Source organism: Halorarius litoreus, from assembly GCF_024362405.1.
In the GTDB taxonomy this organism is placed as follows: domain Archaea; phylum Halobacteriota; class Halobacteria; order Halobacteriales; family Haloarculaceae; genus Halorarius; species Halorarius litoreus.
Map to the genome: position 1 here is coordinate 3649093 of NZ_CP101454.1, position 17622 is coordinate 3666714.

The window sequence follows — 17622 nt, forward strand, 5'->3', positions numbered from 1 at the left end:
AGAGTGGACACGCCTAAGTACGCCGCCACGTCTGATTGGACTAGTGACGCGTTCGCTCGGTCCGGCTCTGATACTCGTCCTCGTCCTCGCCGCCATCGCGCCGTTCGCCGCCGTGGGGGCCGCACAGGAGGACACGCCGACGCCGAGTGCCAACGAGACCCGACACATCGACCCGGACGAGACGAACCAGGACGGCGACCTGCTTGGGGTGCAGTCCGCGCTCGCTCAACGGATGGCCCAGCGACTCTCCGGGAGTTCCGTCCAGTTGAGCCAGGACCAGTACGACCTCGCGAACGAGTTGGTCGGTCAGGAGTACCAGGACCAGTACGGAAAGTACGTCGACGTCGCGGGCGAGACAGACGCCGAGGACCGCGCTGAGTCGTTCGAGACGGCACAGCAGCGCCAGCAGGAACTCGTCTCCGACGTCAGCGAGTACAACCAAAAGTACGAGGAGTACCAGGAGGCGCGGCGCAACGGCAACGAGGAGCGGGCACGGCGGTTGGCTCGGGAACTGGACGACCTCTCAGAGGACATCTCGACGACTGAGGCAGAACTCACTGAAGCCTACACAGATATCCAGAATCAGTCGGGGGTAGATATGTCCGAGGGGTCCGCAGCCGTGAACGAGACGGTCGCGAACGTCTCCGAGCGACAAGAGGAGATTCGCCGCCTCGAGTTCGAGGCGACGACCCTCACGATTACCGCTCGCTCCGACCGTGTCTCGTTCATCGATCCGCTCGTCCTCGATGGGCGGCTGGTAACGGAGAACGGCAGCGCCGTCGCCGATCGAGACGTCGTGCTGCGGCTCAACGGACGGCGACTGCTGGCACAGACGGACGACGAAGGGCGATTCACGGCAGAGTACCGCCCGGTGACGATGCCCACGGGGACGTCTGATCAGACTGTGCGATACGTCCCGAACGCCACGTCGACGTATCTTGGGTCACAAGCGAACATCACGTTCACCGTCGAGCAGGTCGACTCAACGACAACGGTCGAGACGGCCACGGGCCGAGTGGCGTTCGACGAGCCGGTCACCGCCTCTGGACGTGTTACCGCGCTCGGTCGTGACGTCCCCGGTGTTCCGGTCGTGCTATCCGTGAATGGGAAGGTAATTGCACGGACGAACACGTCTGCGGATGGCCGATACTCGCTGACGGGGGTGCTTCCGGCATCCGTTCAAACGGGAACTCAGACCCTGCGTGTGACCGTGCCGCTGGAGGGGCGGGCTATCGGGGGCTCGAACGACACGGCACAGATGACGGTGACCGAGACCGGGACGAATCTCACGCTCGATACCGAGCCCTCGGCGTCGAGCATCGAACTCACGGGTCGGCTTGCGACCGACGACGGTGATGGGGTGGCTGGCCAGCAACTCGAGATTACACGGAATGGGAGTGTGATGGCGACCGCGGTTACGGGGCGAAACGGGAGCTACTCGGTGACGCTTTCGGGGACCGCAGAGGAACGCTACCGAGTGGCCGTCTCCTACGATGAGCCGACGACGAATCTCGAGAACGCGTCGGCGTCGGATGTGGTGACGTTGCCACCGGGTGCAGCGAACGCGGACGGTGGCGACGGTGTCCTGGAGTTACTCGCGAGCAACACCCTCGCGGTTGCCGCGGCAGGCCTGCTACTGGTGCTCCTCGGCCTCGGTGGCGGCTGGTGGTGGCTTCGCGAGTCGAATACTGGGCCAGATGAACCTGGCGGGGGAGTCGAACCGGCACCGACGACGGCAGGAGCGGAGTCGGAGCCATCGTCATCGGACCCACTGGCCCCGGCTCGGGCGTCGGTCGACGAGAACGCAGGTGCCGCCGTCGAGCGAGCGTACACGACGATTCGACAGCGACTCCACGCGCGCGGACTCGGCAGCGACGATGCGACGCACTGGGAGTTCTTCCGATCGTGTGACGCCGCAGGACTCGAACACTCGGATTCCCTCGAAACCCTGACGTCGCTGTACGAACGGGCCGCATTCGATCGGAAGGGCGTGTCCGAGACGGATGCAGAGCGTGCGCTCGAACAGGCGGCCCGATTCGTTTGAGGACCGACTCGCTTTTACCGGACTAACCACTTCGACAACCAATGACATCGCGATGGCGACTGCTGGTCCCCGGGTGGCTGCGTGCGGTGCCAGCCGACCTCGCCGCGATCGTCGCACTCGTCGTCGTCACGCTCGGTGCCGTGTTCCTCCCCATCGTGAGCGAGACGCCGCTGCGCATCGTCGTCGGGCTCCCGTTCGTGCTGTTCGTGCCGGGCTACGCGTTCATCGCGGCGCTGTTTCCGGAAGCGGGGAGCGGGCCGGTCGACGACGAGGACGACGACGAACTCGACGAGGGGGGTATCGACGGCATCGAGCGCGTTGCCCTGTCGTTCGGGACGTCCATCGCCATCGTGCCGCTCATCGGCCTCGTGTTGAACTTCACGCCGTGGGGAATCCGGCTCGTGCCCATCATGGTCGCAGTGAGTGGGTTCACGCTCGTCGCCGTGGGCCTCGGGACGTACCGCCGCAACGAACTCCCTGCCGAAGAGCGGTTTGCTGTCCCGTATCGTGAGTGGGCCGCCGCTGGTCGGGCCGAACTGTTCGAGCCCGAGACCCGGGCGGACGCGGCGCTGAACGTCCTGCTCGTGTTGAGTATCCTGCTCGCGGTCAGCAGTGTGGGGTATGCCGTCGCGGTGCCGAAACAGGGCGAGCAGTTCACGGAGCTGTATCTCCTGACCGAAGGCGACGACGGCGAGCTCGTCGCTGACGACTACCCGCAGAACTTCACCGCTGGAGAGCCACGGTCGCTGTACGTCGGGGTCGGGAATCAGGAGCATCAGACGGTGAACTACACGGTCGTGGTCGCGGTCCAGAACGTCACGTTCGAGAACAACGAGTCACGGGTGCTCGAAGAAGAGCGGTTGCGCACGTTCCAGACGACGCTCCCGCACAACGAGACGTGGCAGCTGAACCACTCGGTCGCGCCGACGATGACGGGCGACCGGCTGCGGTTGACGTACTTCCTCTACAAGGGACAGCCGGCACAGAACCCGACCGTCGACAACGCCTATCGCGAGGTGCATCTCTGGGTGAACGTGACCGAAGCTGACGCGGCGTAGCCGTCTCGCACACAGCAGTTCGGGGGCCGAGACCACATCTCTCTTCGGCGTACGGATGGGCTATGGACATCGACCCGAGCGAGTTTCCCCTCCCACCGTACTACGAGACCATCGGTATCGAGATTCTCGAGGTCGAACCTGGGCACGCCCGAGGACGACTCCCACTCACCGACGCCATCTCCGCCTCGCCGTCGACGCAGGTCGCTCACGGTGGCGCTATCGTGTCGCTCGCGGACTCGGTTGGCTACTGGGCCGTCTCCGCGGCGAACGATTTCGCGACGACACCGACCATCGACCTCCGGCAGGACTATCTCGCTCCCACGGTCGACGACCTCACGGCGACAGCGACCGCGACTCGCAGTGGGTCGAGCGTCGGGACCGTGGACGTGGTCGTGGAGTCTCCTGAAACGACCGTGACCCTCGCACGTGGCTCGTTCAAATCCAGTTGTCGCGACGGGTAGTCGACGTGGGACAGTCCACACGAGTGAGCTGTCTGGCGGTAGTTGACATCCTCCCCGCGCTAACGCGCGAGGATTCCTCCGTTGGGGGTTCGGCTACCGACCCACGGAGGCAACTTGCGGGTTCGTGCGCACTTCTTTGGGACTTTCGTGAGGGTATGGTTTCCCCGACCAGTCGTGGTCGTCCCACTCGAATCGCACGGGCCGTGCCATCGGCCTGAGTTCGCTATCGCTGTTTTCTCGAAGGAACGTCTCTGACGCCGTGAGGTCGGCGTGCCCCTCGAAGCCACATGGACACGTCAGCGTATCCTCGTGGCGAACCGTCTTCTCGTGGTCGCCACACTCGGGACACATCTGACTCGTCCACGCTTCCGACTCGGCTTCGAGAGAGATGCCGTACTCCTCACAGACGCACGCGAGGCGGTGGATGAACTTCTTGAACGCCCAAAAGTTGTGCGTCTTCTCGTTCACCCTGACCGACCAATGCGTTTCCAGCACGTCGGTCAAATCGCCCACGTACACCGTCGCCACACCCTCGTCGTACAGCCGTTCAACGAGGTCGCGTACCAGCGCGTTCTGTGCGTGGTCACGGCGCTTCGTCCGCTGTCGGTACAGCCGTCGAATCCGATTCGAGGAGTAGCGCCCTTCACGGAGTTTTGACTGTAGGCGGGCGATTTCTCGCGTCGTCTCGCGGAACCGTCCGAACAACTCACGACCGTCGTAGAGGTACTGGTTCCCAGTAGTCGTGGAACAGGCGACGAGATTGTTCGCGCCAACGTCGAGGGCGGCTTCTTCGGAAGCCAGTGGTGAATCCAGTCGAGAATCAGGTACGGTGACTGGTTGGAAAGCCCTGAACGTGTCGCTAACCTCGTCGTACTCAAATTCCAGACGACCCTGTTTGCCGTCCCACTTCGGGTTGCCTCGGACTTCGAGGCGGAGTCGTTCGTGGTAGCCGAGTCCGTATTCGTCTTTCAGTTCTTGCCCGACAGGGATTTCGAGACGGCTACGCTTCCCCCACTCAATCGTGTACTGGTTGCATCGGATGTAGGTGCGGAGTTCGCGGCCGTCATCCTCGTTGCCCCAGTACGACGGTGGGTTGGCGTACTCGCATTTCTCCTTGAGGGCGAAGAACGACCGCCACGCTTCGCTGTTCTTGCGCGTGACCTGTTGGACAGTCGCGCTTCCGACGACGCCGTTGTAGCGTCCTCGGTACTCGGAAGTGTCCCACACGTCGCCGTCCCCGAAGTAGTTCTGACGACGTTCGTAGGTCAGTTCGTTCCACAGAGAAGCGGACGCATCGAGTAGCCGTAGAAGGCACTCTTTGTCGGTCTCGGTCTGTGGAACGACCTCGAAGGTGTTGACGCGCTTCATGAGTCGTCACCTTCCTGTTCAGCGATGTACTGTTCGACAGCGCCCTTTGAGGCACTCCCCGCTGTACCGACGTAGTACGAACGAGTCCACTTCACGCGGTCGTCGTACCGCTGATTGTACTTCCGCGCGGAGATACCCTTGACCCAGTTGACGATGAGGGACGGGGCGTTCTTGGGGGGACTCCCGATGAACAGGTGTACGTGGTCGGGCATGACCTCGGCCTCGGCCAGTTCGAGGTCTTTGTCCTCACAGATTTCCGCGAAGATGGTTTCGAGACGTTCCTCCGTCTTCCCCGTCAGGTGCGAACGCCGACATTTCGGCACGAACACTATGTGGTAGTAGAGTTCGTATTTCGCGTGACGGGTACTCTTTACCATCTATGCATACTATCACAGTTAAACGGCTTAAAGATTGCTTTGGAACCCCGTCTATGCCATCGTCGGCGGTTGCATACTGTTGGTCGGCTTCATCCTCGCCCTGAAGGACGAGGCTTTCGCCTCGAATTTTCCGTAACTACTGCACAGAGAGGCAATTTCTTGTATCGGTACGATGAAGGCAGTGCTAGGATTCTATTCAGAGAAGGTACTCTGCAAATGAACGTTTCTGACGAACTCAAATGTCTCTTCCACGCGACGGTCGAGGAACGCGACGGCTCGTACGTCATCGAGGTACCCAAACGAGAGGTCACACTGGGCGCAGTGCAATCCGGTGAGCTTCACCGAGTGGGCCTGCTTTCTGCCCCACACGCGGACGGGGCGGAATCGAACGATGCGCCAGCCCAGACCGACGCACCGACGCCAGCGACAACCTCCAATCAGCACGAGCGCGCAAACACGCCAGCCCCACCGGTACAGGAGGGCGACCAGCGAACCGTAGACATCGACGACATCGGTGAGCAGGGCGACGGCATCGCCCGCGTCGACCGCGGCTACATCGTCATCGTTCCCGACACCGAGAAAGGTGAGCGGGTGACCATCGAGATCACGGACGTCGCCGAGACGGTCGGCTTCGCCGAGGTCGTCAGTCGCGAAGCCTACTACGAATAACCCGACACACGGGAAGGACTACGCTGGTACACAACAAGTTCTGTGTATGACCGAACGCCACGTCATCTCGGTTGCCGACGGTGAGGGAGTCGTCGCCGTCCACCACCCGGCACCGTCCGACGCGTGGTTCGTCTGCTGTCACGGCTTCGTGAGTGACAAAGAGGGGAGCTACGAGGAGCGCTGTGAGCGTGCCGTCGCAGAGGGGTACAACGCCGTCAGATTCGATTTTCGTGGCTGTGGCGAATCAGATGGTGCGTTCGTCGATGCGACCCTTGGGTCGCGTATCGACGATTTGCGAGCGGTACTGGCGTTCTTCGACCCGCCGTCGTGTGTGCTGTTCGGGTCGAGTTTCGGCGCGAAGACCGCATTGCACACGGCGATCGGCGACGACCGCATCGAAGCCGTCGCGACGCGGGCGCCCGTCACGTACAACCGGACGTTCGACGAGGCACGGAGACTCGTGGAGCAAGAAGGCGAGATTAGCTACGCGCCAGGATACGTCATCGACGCGAGATTCTTCGAGGACCTCGACCGGCATCCGTTCAGCGAGGTCACAAACGTGCTCGACGTTCCGGTCGCCATCTTCCACGGGAGCGACGACCAGACCGTTCCGCTGTCGGACAGCCTCGACGCCACGGGAGCGCTGGCGACGGACGTACTCCTCCAAACGTTTGCCGGTGAGGGCCACCTGTTTTCCGCGAGCGCCGAGCGGCGAATGCGCGACCAGATGTTCGAGTGGCTCGCGCGGAGTCGACCGTGACGGCGAGCCCGTGAATTGCACTCCGCGTACCTGGGCGTCCGAAGTACGTAGAATGTTGAGAACTACTTGCGGCGACCGAGTGAGCGCCTACCGGCTGCAGCTACGTCTTGACCAGAGACTCGCCGCACTCGACGCAGACGTACTCGTCTGCCACCGTCTGAGAACTGGCGCGTTGCAACTGATGCATTTCACTTGTGCGGCCCGTGCACTCCGGGGATAGCGACCCATGCGTCGATTGTGCCAGTGAATCACAATAGTCACTCTCTGTCTCGAGCGCTTGGGTGACGCTCCGACGTCTCGACAATGAAGACGAATATCTGAACTCAGGCGCCTGTCATGTGGATTCCCGTTAGTCCGCCGAGGGAGTTCCCTCCCGCACTGCAGCCCGTTGCTCGGGAATCAGGTCGAACTCCGACTCGATGTCACCGAGGACGAGCAGCGCGTAGTATCGCAGGTACGTCTGGACAGGCACCTGGACGATCGCTGCAGCGACGATCACCGAGAGGATGAACAGGAACACCGCGAATACCAGGACGGCGATGCCGACGGGTTCGACGATTGCGAGCAGGCCGAGCCCGAGCGCGAACAGCAGGCCGAACGGGATGAGCAGCACGAGCGCGAGCAGGAGCGTCGCGATGAGGATGAGGAACCCACCGGCGATGGAGAGGAAGAAGCTCGCCACGACGTACGCGAGGTACTGTGTCCAGTGCCGGGTGATGGTGGGCCAGAGTCGCCGCCAGCCACCGAGGACCGTCCTGTCTTCGAGGACCATGATGGGGACGACGAACACCGTCGTGAAGCCGTTCACGAGCCCGACGACGACGCCGAGGACGATGAATGCCGGAATCAAGACGAGGACCATCGTGAGCACGAGCCCCGGAGACGGTTCGGCGCCGTCGATGAGCGGGAGAACGAACGGGAGCGTGAGCAGGAGGACGGCCGCGAAGACGAGGAGGCCGATGGCGATTCGGAAGCCGAACAGGCGAAGGCCCTGTCGCCAGCGTCGGCCCCAGTAGCGCCGAATCGTGACCTCGCCGCTCCGAAGCGACTCGACGAATACGAACTCCATGACGGCTCCGACGAGGAGGAACAGGAGGGCGAACAGGAGGACGACTCCAACGACGACGGCAATGATGGCGAAGATCGCGGTGAGGTCACCCGGCTGGACCTGCCCCGGAGGAACGGGGAACTCGTCTCCGTTGCCGCTGAACGAGTACTGGAAGCTGTTGAGGTTCGCTCCGGGACCACCGATGAAGAACACCACGAGCGCGAGTTTTAGCCACAGCGAGCGATTGATCGGGGTGAGCAAATCCCGTGTCACATCGAGCGCATCGTCGAGGTTATCGAGCGCGAAGAGGGACATATCACTCAGGATACGATATCGAGAGAGGTAGGAATGACCAGCCTATAGCCGCTCAGGGAACGAAAATTCGGGAGAAGATGGGCGAAGAGCGGTGAATCGACACCAAGCGCTATTTCCCTGGCTGTCGTAGTCCATGGCGAGCAACCGTGACGCCCAGTATCCGCGCACGCGTAGCCCGGGTCATAGAGCAGGGCATCCGCTGTGGCATTCTCGTGGTCGGGCTCGTCGGCATCCGGCGGCGGAATCCTGGTGCCGTGGTGAACGCCGTCGTCGCGTTCGCGATGACGTTCGTCCCCGACATCGTGGAGCGGCGTCACGGCGTCGAACTCCGCCCGTGGCACCGCGTATACACCGCGATAGCGATGTTGACGCACGCGGTCGGGATGCTCGGCCCGTACGACGACATCTGGTGGTGGGACCACCTCACGCACGTCCACTCGGCGAGTTTACTGGGTGGGGTCGTCCACGTCGCGTGTCGGCGCAAAGAGCAGGACCCGCGCCCGCGCGTTCTCGGGGTGGTCGTGGGGGTTGGATTGTTGTGGGAGGTACTCGAGTACGGCATTCACAGCGTGGCGCGACGCTTCGACCGCGAGCCGTTGCTCGTTTCGTATGGGCCACTCGACACCGCGTTCGACCTCGTGTTCGACGCACTGGGGGCGCTGCTGGTGGTCGTGCTTGGTGACCGTCTGCTCGACGAGTTCGACCGGACGGAGTGAGATGGTGCCATTCGGCAGTCTGTAAACCGAGTGAGGGAGCGGTCGGCGTATTCAGGGCTGCCCGCTCGAAGCATCGTGTGGTTGAGCCACGCATAAATATCGCCGAGTATCACAGGAAGAACGGTCTTGCTGGCGGTTTCATTAGCTTAGCCCAGATTCCATGACCGACGACCCAGAACCCAGATTCACTGGTCGATTCGACCGACGGACCGTGTTGCGCTCACTCGCCGGTGGCGCGGCCGCCTCGCTCACCGTGACAGGTACGGTTGCAGGGGGGCAGGCAGACCCGGAGCAAAAGCCCGACGACCCGGGGCGACCGGACGACGCCGGCCCGCCATCCAGGGCAGAGCCACGCGACCCCCCAACCAACGAGTTCCTCGCGTCCGATCTGTGGGGGGCGACCCACCGGAACCCGTACGCGCAGGCCTCCTCACCGTACCCGGCGCTCATAGCAGACGACACCATCGAGCACAACCACAACCTGCTCGCACCGGGGAGAAACATCCCCATCACGCTGACGTTCACCGACACGTACGACGACGGGAACCGCGCGATGTGGGGGACTGGCGTCGGCTTCGCGGAGACGACAGTGTTCAAACTCGACCCCGAAGACCTCTCGACAATCGACACCTACTCGGTCCCGGTCGAGGAGCCGGCGCGGTTGGCGGGCGCTCACGAGCGCGATGTCGGCGCGACGCCGAGCGGCGCGTACAACGTGCTCGACCGCGACAACACGTTCTTCATGTCCATCCGCAAGGAACAGCGGCTCGGCATCGACGCCTACGCGGACAGCGTCACCGGCGACCGGACGTCGCCCATCGAGCGCGTCGGCCGATACGAGATTCCCGAATCGGAACTCCACCAGCCCGACGAGGAGGCGTTCATCGGGATGACGATGACCTACGACGGTCGCCTCGCGTTCTGTACGAGTCTCGGAACGGTCGGCGTCATCGACCGCGACCTCTCGGCCGACTCCGCTGAGTACCTCTCGCTCAATGGCACGGACGCCCCGGCGAACGCGGCGTCGGGCACCGACGAGGTGTCGAACTCCATCGCGGCCGACGAGAACGGGGGCATCTACCTCGTGTCCAGCGAGAAGCTCTACCGCATCCAGTGGACCGGCGAGGAACTGACCCTCGACCCCGATGCGGGCGCCTGGGTCGCCGACTACCCCACGGGGAGCGGCACGCAGGCCGGCCGGCTCGGTGCGGGGTCCGGGTCGACGCCGAGCCTGATGGGCGTCGACGACGAGGACCGGTTCGTCGTCATCACGGACGCGCGCGAGCAGATGCACCTCATGTTGTTCTGGCGCGACGACATCCCGGCCGGGTGGGAGCCCCCCGAGGAGCGCGACCCGCGTGTCGCTGGTGAGGCACCCGTGACGTTCGGCCGCGACGGCGACGCCACAAACTCCGAGCAGTCCGTCCTCGTCCAGGGGTACGGGGCAGTGGTGGTGAACAATCAACAGCCGGATACGCTGAACGCCCTCCCCGCAGGGACCGCGAAGATAACGCGCTTCCTCGACAACGTCCCCGAGGTCGCCCCCAGCGGCGTCCAGCGGTTCGCGTGGGACGACGACGACCAGGAGCTGACATCTGTATGGGCGCGACCGGACGTGAGCCTCCCGAACGGCATCCCGTGTATGAGCTCGGAGAGCGGCCTCATGTACGATGTCGGCCAGCAGGACGGCATCTGGAACCTGACGGCACTGGACTGGGAGACCGGCGACGTGGCGTTCCGGCACGACCTGGACCCCGCGTTCCAGCACAACAGTTACTACGCGGGCAGCGAGGTCGGCCCCGACCGGAGTATCTACACGGGTGCTGCCGGGTCGGTGATGCAGTTCACACCCGGTGACGACGACCCGACACCCAACGAAACGCCGGTGGACGATGCGCAGTCGGTCGTCGACGACGCCGAGCACGCCTCGGAGCAAACGATACCTGACAGCGAGCGCTGACACGGGGAACGTGCGCTACCGGTCGCGGCCTTGGGATGGTGGGGCGAGCACCTCGACCGGATGCCTGGCGTCGTCGCCGAGCAGGTCGCCGATCTGGTCGGTACAGGAGGTACCGCTCGCGAGCACGAATTCTGCGTCTGCGGCCCGGAGCTGCTCGCCAAGTGGCTCGCCGACGTCCATCGAGAGGTCGTAATACTGCTGTTTGTAGCCGAACGAGCCAGCCATCCCACAGCACTCCACGTCGCTCGTCACCACGTCGTAGCCGCGGTCTTCGAGCACCGCGACCGTGTAGTCGTGGAGACCCATCGTCCGCTGCTGGCAGTGGCTGTGATACGCGACCGTCCGACCGCCTCCATCAGAGAGTGCCGCGCCGTCGGCGCCGTTCGCCAGCAGTCCGTAGACGTACTCGAGCACTTCGTAGCTGTTGTCGGCGAGGCGTTCGAAGGCCCCCGCCGAGAGCAGGCGGTCGTAGTCGTCGCGGAACATCGCGAGGTCGCTCGGCTCGATGACCACCACGTCGTAGCCATCGTCGAGATACGGGTCGAGCGTCTCGGTGACGCGCTCGGCCTTCTTCCGGGCGGTGGCGATCATCCCCTGGGACAGTGGGGCTCGGCCGGCCCCCGGCGCTCGGGGGACGACGACCTCGGCGCCGAGCGCTTCGAGGAGGCGCACGACAGCCTTGCCCCGCTCGACGAGCATGTGGTTCGTGTAGACGTCGGGGTAGAGGACGACCCGTCGCCGTGGGTCGTTCTGAGGCGGGGTGTCGCGGTGTTCGAACCACGACACCAGCGTCTCGCGCTGGAAGGCGGGGAGGGCTCGCCGGCGATCGACGCCAGCCACCCGCTCCAGGACTGCACCCGCAGTAGCCGAGTTGGCGACCCAGTTCGAGACGGGAGCGAACGCGCTCCCGACCTTCGCCAGCGTTTCGACGTTGCCGAACAGCCGTTTCTGGAGGTCTGGGCCGCCGGACTCGGCATCCGGCAGCAGGCCGTCGACGAGGAACTCGAACTGCCCGTCGTGGCCGTGGTTGATGCGGTCGCGGACGACCGTGTTGATCCACGGGATGTCGATCTTCACCGGGCAGGCCTCCACACAGCGCGAACACCCGGTACAGAGGTCGTTGAACTCCGCAGCCGTGTCGAGACCTTCGATGCCGGCCTCCCAGCCCGTGGCGATGCCGCCCGAGTACGTCTCGCCCCCGAACGCGTGGCCGCCGACCGACTGGAAGTTGGCACACGTGTTCGAGCACGCACTACAGCGGATGCAGTAGAGCGTCTCGCGCAGGGTGTCGTCCTCGCGCATCGCCAGCCGCCCGTTGTCGATGAGGACGAGGTGGAACGCGCGGTCGACCGGGCCGTCGGTGATGGGTGTGTCGGCGTCGTCGAAGTCGACGACCGGCGACTCGGTCGGGGGCGTGAACAGCGAGATGTAGCTGGTGATGTCCTGGCCGGTGCCCGACCGCCCGATGAGTTCGATGAACGGCTGGAGGGCTTCGACGCTCGGGATCACCTTCTCGACGCCTGCGACTGCGACGTGGGTATCGGGAACGACCGCCGTCTTCCGTGCGTTCCCCTCGCTGGTGACGAGCGCGATCGTACCGGTGTCGGCAGTGATGAAGTTCGCGCCCGTCATGCCCACGTCGGCACCCTTGATGAGGTCGAGCAGTCGCTCGCGGGCGAACGCGGTGAGTTCCTCGGCGGTCTCCAGCGGCTCCTCGGGATCAAACTGAGCATTGAACAGGTCGGCGATGCTCTCCCGCGAGCGGTGAATCGCAGGGGCGACGATGTGGCTCGGTGCCTCGTCGGCCACCTGGAGGACCCACTCGCCGAGGTCCGTCTCCACGACGTCGACGCCGCGCTCCTGGAGGTGGTCGTTGACCTCGATCTCCTCGGTGGTCATCGATTTGCTCTTGACCACGCGCTCTGCTTCGCGGTCGGCACAGACCTCCGCGATGTAGCGGTTCGCATCGGCAGCGTCGTCGGCGATGTAGACTGTCCCCCCATTCGCCTCGACGCGCTCCGTGAGCTGGTCGATGAGGGCGGGGAGCCGCTCGATGGCGTCCTCCTTGATGCCGCGGGCCTGCTCGCGTAACTGCTGGTAGTCGTCGAGGTTGCTGACGGACTCGTACCGCCCCCGATTGAAGCCACGCGTGTTCGCGGCGACGGCATCGCCCTCCGTCTCAAGGAGTCGGCGGATGTGTTCGGCTTTCTGTTTGCGTGCGTCCGAGCTCATCGGACCACCACCACCGAGACCTCCTTGGGACCGTGCGCGCCCTTCACGAGCGACCCCATGTCGGCGGTGGCCGAGGGGCCGGTCGCGATGACAGCCGACCCGCGGGTCGACCGGATCTCGTCGCCGAGCCAGTCGAACGCGGTCGCCATGTCCGGGACGATGTCCTGCTCGCGCACCACGGCGACGTGGTGGTCGACGAACAGACTGACGGGTTCTGTCCCCTCGGGTGACGCTCGGAGAACGAGACTGCCGTAGTCTGCGATGGCGAGCGCCGCAGCGGTCACGCCGGTGACTGCCTCGTCGAGTTCGGTTGGCGTCGGATCAATCCGCACGTTTGTGGGGAGCGAGACGTCGTCCCACGGCAGCGGCGCGCCCACCGCGGGCTGGGTGACCAGGTCGTCGATCGCCGCCGTCGCTGCGGACGCTGGCTCTCGGATTACGGCCACGTCGTACTCGGCCGCCCGCGAGACGAACTGATCGTATGGCTCGCCAGCAGCGTCGCTCATGGTTCGCCCTGGCGTACTGTGGTCCGTGTTGTCATGGGTCGAAACCCTGGACCCCGATGCACTTCTACCTTGGTCTCACGCGGAATCGGTGACAAAGAGAACGCCGCTCGCGTCGGGGATGGCGCGACTGCCAGACCACGACCGTGACGATTCCCGCGACTTCAGGCGCGGGAGGAGGTCAATGGTGTGACGTGCTGAATATTGAGCGTCGATACGGGCAACCGAGGAGGAGCTATCCAAGTGGGTAGGCACACAAAATATGGGGTACGTTCTTGTATCTACCCACCGTACGTGAGAGCATGTCTGAAGCAACGCTGGACGGTCGTGGACGCCTCACGCTCCCGAAAGAGATTCGAGAGCGATACGGTGAACGTTACCACATCGTCCAACTTCACGATGGTATCAAGCTGGTGCCAATCGATGACGATCCGCTTGACGCCCTCCGTTCTGAGTTCGCGGATGTCGAGAAGACGGCGGAAGAACTCCGTCAGGATGCACGTACCGCAGCGCTAGATGAGGCAGGACGCTGAATGTACGCGGAAACAGACTTCCTTCTGGCACTCATCAAGGACGAAGACTGGCTTGGTGACGCCGCAGAAGCGGTCTACAGCGACCATCAGGACGAACTGTGGACATCGCAGTTCACTCTCATCGAACTCCTCATGGTTGCGTATCGTGAAGAGCGAGATACTGAACGAGTCATCACAAATGCTGCTGCTCTGCTGGAGGTGCGCGGTGACGTGGATACAGTCGTAGCAGCTGCGACCTACGTCGAAGACCACGGGTTCACACCCTTTGATGCACTTCATCTCGTCGAATCAGATGGTGACACGATCGTCTCGAGTGACGATACGTACGATTCGTTTGCCCCGCGACTTGACCTCACGGCAGTCAACGACGAGTCATCGACCCACGACTGAAGTCGTGGGCTTGTCCGTGGACTCCCGGTCTGACGACGAAACGTCGTAGGCGGTGTAATCGCCATTCCCGTTCAGCATCCCAGACTTGAGGGCGAGATGACCGTCGCCCAACCCAGAGGGGCGTTTGCCCTCTGGTAAAGTTAGTAACTTGAGGCCGATATTTTTCGAGGCGTTGTAGTCGCCGTCAACCGAGTACCCACAGTCGTTGCACTCGAACCAACCGTCCGAGTTGCGGTTCGTGCTGGACTGATGCCCGCACTTCGAGCAGGTCTGCGACTTGACATCCTCCCCGCCCTGAAGGGCGAGGATTCCCACCGCCGGAACCGAGACGAAGCGGTTTGCGTTGGGAGTTTCAGGTTTGCACGCCGACGAGGTGCGGGCCATGCCAAGTGGCCGTTACTCCTATCCTCACCACGGCGTCTCCCGTCGTTTCCTCGGGGCTTGCGGCGTGGGCCGGCGGATTCGGAGGTACTTGGTTCTTTAATGTCGGTACCCGCCCTCTCCCGCTGGGGTACCAGCGAGCGTCGGTCGGGGACTCCGAATTTGTCCGATTGTCCCGGTGTGGGCGCGGACGTGCCGCGTCGGATGGACGGAGACATGTCTCGAGGGCACCTAAATCGGCACCGCAGAGTGAAAGTGAACAGGCGTGTCGGATTCATCCCCGCGCTAAAACACGGGGCTTTCTCCTTGTACTTCCGTAATAATCCCGTGTCCGGATGGTTCGACTCAATCGAACATCGCCGAGTTGTACCCCACCCCGTCTGGCATGCGGACCTGAAGGGCACACTCTGCAAGCCCCTGCTAATACAGCCCGTGAGTACGCAATTCCGTGAGCAGGTCCTTGAGCGCTTCGTGCTCGGCGCCCATATTCAGTTCGAGCGACAGTCGTTCAACTCTGCCGAGAAGCGCCAGGACGAGCCGCTCGTCGACGTGACGACGAAGACACTCCGCGACTGGATCTCAGACTCGCGTGGGCACCTCGCCGGGCGGACCGGCAACGACGACTGGCGCCACGTCACCATGCACGACCTTCGCCGCACCTGGGCGACGGACACGTTCTACTCGCTCGCGTTCGAGGGCGTCCCCATCGCCGAGGAATTGACGATGGGCTGGGGCGGCTGGAAGATGAACGCGAAGGGCCGCGAGACGTTCCGCGAGAACTATCTGGGGCCGGAACCCGACCACATCGCTGCGCGAGCGATGGAGAAAATCGGGGTGGAGTGATTCATGATGATGTGTCTCAGCGTGTAGAAGTGTGACCGGGGGCAACTACTCCCCGGCCGACGCGGGAGCAGAGACGCGTTCGAGTATTGCGTCCCTCGACTGGTCTTTGACGTGGGGCATGATAAATACCGTGGCCGAATTTCGTGATGGGCTTGGGTGCGCGCGGGACCGCGCGCCCGTCAGACACGTTTCATTCAGCACCACATTTCGGGTAATATTTGGGGGCAGAATCTCGGATTTCTACTGAAACAGCCGGATAATGGGTCGTTAAACCCTCTATTGAAGGGTGTCAACTTCTTTCGACATTCGATTTGACCAAGGTATTTTATAGCAGGTGCGACGTGTGCGATTCCAACGCGTCAGCAGCCCGTTGGGGTCTGGCAGCCTGTGTGGAGCGTGCGGTAGGGCTGGCACCCGAGGAGGCGGTGGCGCGGGAGCAGAACAAATGAAACTACAATCCCTCTTCGCAGACGAGGACGCAGTGTCGCCGGTCATCGGCGTGATTCTGATGGTGGCTATCACCGTCATTCTCGCCGCTGTCATCGGGACATTCGTCCTTGGGCTCGGCGAAAACGTGCAGGATAGTGCGCCTCAGGCGAATTTCCAATTCGAATACGGAGCTGATTACAGTGGCACTGGTAACACATTCGACATCACCCACACTGGTGGTGAAGACGTTGACGCGTCCACCGTTACTGTGCAGATCGGGACTGGTTCCGCCGTTTCTGGAAACAATGGTGGGTGGGCAGACACAATCAGCACTGGTGACACCATCTCGATCGGTGATGGTTCGGGTGGCGACATTGCTGCAACGGATTTCAGCTCCGATGATGATGTCCGCGTAATTTGGACTTCCCCATCGGGTGGCTCGTCGCAAACAATTGGCACGAGTACGGTCGCATAATGAACCTTCAAGAATTCTTCGCCGACGAAGACGCGGTGTCGCCCGTCATAGGCGTCATCCTCATGGTCGCGATTACGGTGATCCTCGCGGCCGTCATCGGGACGTTCGTCCTCGGGCTCGGCGAAAATGTGCAAGACAGTGCACCGCAGGCGAACTTCCAATTCGAGTACGTACAGAAACAAGTCACAGCGGGAGGTTCAATGGAAGATGGTGTCTCAATCACTCACACTGGCGGTGAGGACGTCGAGGCGAGCACGGTTACCGTTCAGGTCGGAGGAGCAGAAGCGTGGTCCTCTTCCGGTTTTAACGCAGGTAACTTCTTCGGCAACACAACGGATGCCGAGGACACCGTCTTCGGTTCCACGATCTCTACTGGCTCCACACTGGACGTTTACGAACTGGACCAGGACTCCAACGACGTAATTACAGGGGGCGACAGTGTGAGAGTTGTTTGGACGTCGCCGTCGGGTGGTACATCGAACACGATTGGACAGAGCACGGTGCCTAACTAATGAAGCTGAAGCAGTTCTTCGATGAGGAGGACGCGGTGTCCCCGGTCATCGGCGTCATCCTCATGGTCGCAATCACGGTCATTCTGGCCGCCGTGATAGGGACGTTCGTCCTCGGACTCGGCGAAAACGTGCAGGACTCCGCGCCGCAGGCAAACTTCCAGTTCGAGTATTCGAACTTCGGTGATAGTGATGACTTCAACGACCAAGTCACGATCACACACACTGGTGGCGAGGACGTCGAACTGTCGACCGTTAGTGTGCAAATCGGTGGTGACACCGTCTACGACAGTAGTGCACTCGTTACAGAATTCGACGGTGACACTGAAGTCGCAGAGTTGACCACATCGACCAGTTGGTCCGACCCCATATCCACCGGTGGTGCACAGGTCATTAGCGAGCAGGACAACGATGGTGGCTCGACCGACACGACGAACACGGACGTATTCACATCCGATGAAGACGTCCGTATCATCTGGACGTCGCCGTCTGGCGGTAATTCCCAGACTATTGGGCAGTCGACGACCCCGAACTAACCACCGCATCCAGCG

General features: G+C 62.8%; 19 protein-coding genes. 13 read left to right on the forward strand and 6 right to left on the reverse strand.

The genetic code is table 11. The features are described from left to right. Positions 1-43 precede the first annotated feature (43 nt). From NL126_RS19135 to NL126_RS19145, 3 genes are all read left to right on the forward strand, one after another. Positions 44-2044: a DUF4129 domain-containing protein gene (locus NL126_RS19135; protein WP_255196484.1), complete on the forward strand. Its 2001-nt coding sequence runs from the start codon at positions 44-46 to the stop codon at positions 2042-2044. A gap of 41 nt (positions 2045-2085) precedes the next feature. Next, a complete protein-coding gene (locus NL126_RS19140) occupies positions 2086-3102 on the forward strand; it encodes a DUF1616 domain-containing protein (protein ID WP_255196485.1) in 1017 nt (338 codons plus the stop codon). 62 nt (positions 3103-3164) lie between these two features. Next, on the forward strand, positions 3165-3563 hold the full coding sequence (locus NL126_RS19145) for a PaaI family thioesterase (RefSeq protein WP_255196486.1): 399 nt from the start codon (positions 3165-3167) through the stop codon (positions 3561-3563). A gap of 93 nt (positions 3564-3656) precedes the next feature. On the opposite strand, the gene NL126_RS19150 is transcribed toward NL126_RS19145, so the two are convergent. Next, positions 3657-4931 carry an RNA-guided endonuclease InsQ/TnpB family protein gene (locus tag NL126_RS19150; protein WP_255196487.1) on the reverse strand — a complete coding sequence of 425 codons (1275 nt, stop codon included), beginning with the start codon at positions 4929-4931 and terminating at the stop codon, positions 3657-3659. After that, entirely contained in the window at positions 4928-5308 is a 381-nt protein-coding gene (tnpA, locus tag NL126_RS19155; RefSeq protein ID WP_255196488.1) for an IS200/IS605 family transposase, read from the reverse strand. The genes NL126_RS19150 and tnpA overlap by 4 nt, the downstream gene beginning before the upstream one ends. 216 nt (positions 5309-5524) lie before the next feature. Here tnpA and NL126_RS19160 point away from each other — a divergent pair, with 216 nt between their 5' ends. Both NL126_RS19160 and NL126_RS19165 read left to right on the forward strand, forming a co-directional pair. Beyond that, on the forward strand, positions 5525-5977 hold the full coding sequence (locus NL126_RS19160) for a TRAM domain-containing protein (RefSeq protein WP_255196489.1): 453 nt from the start codon (positions 5525-5527) through the stop codon (positions 5975-5977). A gap of 46 nt (positions 5978-6023) precedes the next feature. Next, a complete protein-coding gene (locus NL126_RS19165) occupies positions 6024-6737 on the forward strand; it encodes an alpha/beta hydrolase family protein (RefSeq protein ID WP_255196490.1) in 714 nt (237 codons plus the stop codon). A 349-nt stretch (positions 6738-7086) separates the two neighbouring features. Here NL126_RS19165 and NL126_RS19170 read toward each other — a convergent pair whose 3' ends face one another. Further along, positions 7087-8100 carry a DUF7544 domain-containing protein gene (locus NL126_RS19170; RefSeq protein ID WP_255196491.1) on the reverse strand — a complete coding sequence of 338 codons (1014 nt, stop codon included), beginning with the start codon at positions 8098-8100 and terminating at the stop codon, positions 7087-7089. Between the two features lie 146 nt (positions 8101-8246). On the opposite strand from NL126_RS19170, the gene NL126_RS19175 reads away from it, so the two are divergent. Beyond that, on the forward strand, positions 8247-8816 hold the full coding sequence (locus NL126_RS19175) for a DUF2238 domain-containing protein (protein WP_255196492.1): 570 nt from the start codon (positions 8247-8249) through the stop codon (positions 8814-8816). A 160-nt stretch (positions 8817-8976) separates the two neighbouring features. Then, positions 8977-10776 carry a hypothetical protein gene (locus NL126_RS19180; protein WP_255196493.1) on the forward strand — a complete coding sequence of 600 codons (1800 nt, stop codon included), beginning with the start codon at positions 8977-8979 and terminating at the stop codon, positions 10774-10776. Positions 10777-10791: 15 nt separating this feature from the next. On the opposite strand, the gene NL126_RS19185 is transcribed toward NL126_RS19180, so the two are convergent. Further along, positions 10792-13008, reverse strand: a complete 2217-nt coding sequence (locus tag NL126_RS19185; RefSeq protein ID WP_255196494.1) for an LUD domain-containing protein — start codon at positions 13006-13008, stop codon at positions 10792-10794. Next, on the reverse strand, positions 13005-13514 hold the full coding sequence (locus tag NL126_RS19190; RefSeq protein WP_255196495.1) for an LUD domain-containing protein: 510 nt from the start codon (positions 13512-13514) through the stop codon (positions 13005-13007). The genes NL126_RS19185 and NL126_RS19190 overlap by 4 nt, the downstream gene beginning before the upstream one ends. A gap of 299 nt (positions 13515-13813) precedes the next feature. Between NL126_RS19190 and NL126_RS19195 the strand changes: the two genes are divergently transcribed. Beyond that, positions 13814-14044: an AbrB/MazE/SpoVT family DNA-binding domain-containing protein gene (locus NL126_RS19195; protein WP_255196496.1), complete on the forward strand. Its 231-nt coding sequence runs from the start codon at positions 13814-13816 to the stop codon at positions 14042-14044. Then, positions 14045-14434 (forward strand): PIN domain-containing protein, encoded by a 390-nt coding sequence (locus NL126_RS19200; RefSeq protein WP_255196497.1) that lies wholly within the window; start codon positions 14045-14047, stop codon positions 14432-14434. It begins immediately after the preceding gene. Here NL126_RS19200 and NL126_RS19205 read toward each other — a convergent pair. After that, entirely contained in the window at positions 14417-14818 is a 402-nt protein-coding gene (locus NL126_RS19205; protein WP_255196498.1) for a transposase, read from the reverse strand. The genes NL126_RS19200 and NL126_RS19205 overlap by 18 nt on opposite strands. 429 nt (positions 14819-15247) lie before the next feature. Here NL126_RS19205 and NL126_RS19210 point away from each other — a divergent pair, with 429 nt between their 5' ends. From NL126_RS19210 to NL126_RS19225, 4 genes are all read left to right on the forward strand, one after another. Further along, a complete protein-coding gene (locus tag NL126_RS19210; RefSeq protein ID WP_255196499.1) occupies positions 15248-15658 on the forward strand; it encodes a hypothetical protein in 411 nt (136 codons plus the stop codon). A gap of 445 nt (positions 15659-16103) precedes the next feature. Then, positions 16104-16562: a type IV pilin domain-containing protein gene (locus NL126_RS19215; protein ID WP_255196500.1), complete on the forward strand. Its 459-nt coding sequence runs from the start codon at positions 16104-16106 to the stop codon at positions 16560-16562. Further along, positions 16562-17074, forward strand: coding sequence for a type IV pilin domain-containing protein (locus NL126_RS19220; protein WP_255196501.1), 513 nt, complete (start codon positions 16562-16564; stop codon positions 17072-17074). The genes NL126_RS19215 and NL126_RS19220 overlap by 1 nt, the downstream gene beginning before the upstream one ends. Beyond that, complete coding sequence (locus NL126_RS19225) at positions 17074-17607, forward strand: type IV pilin domain-containing protein (protein WP_255196502.1); 534 nt, start codon at positions 17074-17076, stop codon at positions 17605-17607. The genes NL126_RS19220 and NL126_RS19225 overlap by 1 nt, the downstream gene beginning before the upstream one ends. Positions 17608-17622: the final 15 nt, after the last annotated feature.

Bases quoted from the DNA above. Each gene is read 5' to 3' on its own strand.
- NL126_RS19225 (WP_255196502.1), top strand. From the start codon at position 17,074: ATGAAGCTGAAGCAGTTCTTCGATGAGGAGGACGCGGTGTCCCCGGTC.
- NL126_RS19180 (WP_255196493.1), top strand. From the start codon at position 8,977: ATGACCGACGACCCAGAACCCAGATTCACTGGTCGATTCGACCGACGG.
- NL126_RS19195 (WP_255196496.1), top strand. From the start codon at position 13,814: ATGTCTGAAGCAACGCTGGACGGTCGTGGACGCCTCACGCTCCCGAAA.
- NL126_RS19140 (WP_255196485.1), top strand. From the start codon at position 2,086: ATGACATCGCGATGGCGACTGCTGGTCCCCGGGTGGCTGCGTGCGGTG.
- NL126_RS19160 (WP_255196489.1), top strand. From the start codon at position 5,525: ATGAACGTTTCTGACGAACTCAAATGTCTCTTCCACGCGACGGTCGAG.
- NL126_RS19190 (WP_255196495.1), bottom strand. From the start codon at position 13,514: ATGAGCGACGCTGCTGGCGAGCCATACGATCAGTTCGTCTCGCGGGCG.
- tnpA (WP_255196488.1), bottom strand. From the start codon at position 5,308: ATGGTAAAGAGTACCCGTCACGCGAAATACGAACTCTACTACCACATA.
- NL126_RS19145 (WP_255196486.1), top strand. From the start codon at position 3,165: ATGGACATCGACCCGAGCGAGTTTCCCCTCCCACCGTACTACGAGACC.
- NL126_RS19205 (WP_255196498.1), bottom strand. From the start codon at position 14,818: ATGGCCCGCACCTCGTCGGCGTGCAAACCTGAAACTCCCAACGCAAAC.
- NL126_RS19185 (WP_255196494.1), bottom strand. From the start codon at position 13,008: ATGAGCTCGGACGCACGCAAACAGAAAGCCGAACACATCCGCCGACTC.
- NL126_RS19165 (WP_255196490.1), top strand. From the start codon at position 6,024: ATGACCGAACGCCACGTCATCTCGGTTGCCGACGGTGAGGGAGTCGTC.
- NL126_RS19170 (WP_255196491.1), bottom strand. From the start codon at position 8,100: ATGTCCCTCTTCGCGCTCGATAACCTCGACGATGCGCTCGATGTGACA.
- NL126_RS19215 (WP_255196500.1), top strand. From the start codon at position 16,104: ATGAAACTACAATCCCTCTTCGCAGACGAGGACGCAGTGTCGCCGGTC.
- NL126_RS19150 (WP_255196487.1), bottom strand. From the start codon at position 4,931: ATGAAGCGCGTCAACACCTTCGAGGTCGTTCCACAGACCGAGACCGAC.
- NL126_RS19220 (WP_255196501.1), top strand. From the start codon at position 16,562: ATGAACCTTCAAGAATTCTTCGCCGACGAAGACGCGGTGTCGCCCGTC.
- NL126_RS19200 (WP_255196497.1), top strand. From the start codon at position 14,045: ATGTACGCGGAAACAGACTTCCTTCTGGCACTCATCAAGGACGAAGAC.